Annotated in this window: 1 pseudogene; it reads left to right on the plus strand. The window is 35.0% G+C overall.

The features are described 5' to 3' along the window. Nucleotides 1-30 precede the first annotated feature (30 nt). Nucleotides 31-283, plus strand: a pseudogene (locus tag SB822_RS56450) (aminotransferase); the annotation flags it as partial.

A 283-nucleotide genomic window follows, 5' to 3' on the forward strand; every position in this document is an offset into this window, starting at 1 on the left:
GGCAGTGATAAGATCGAAGGATTGAGATACATGGATAACGTAAAAGTTTTTGCAGATTATCCAGATTTAACGAAAAGAGATCTCATTGTTGCGATTGGAATTCAGGGAAGAGATGATGAACAACTTAGAAAGGATTATCAAGATCGAGGAGTTACTGTATATGAAAGAGTGAATACTAGTGTTTATTCAAAACGTATACTTGAAGCCATTGGCTTAACAGGTGCTATAAGAGTTTCGCCTTTCCATTGTCATACAGAAAATGATATCGATCATTTTTTATGTG

Source organism: Paraburkholderia sp. SIMBA_054 (assembly GCF_046534875.1).
Taxonomy (GTDB): Bacteria; Pseudomonadota; Gammaproteobacteria; order Burkholderiales; family Burkholderiaceae; genus Paraburkholderia; species Paraburkholderia hospita.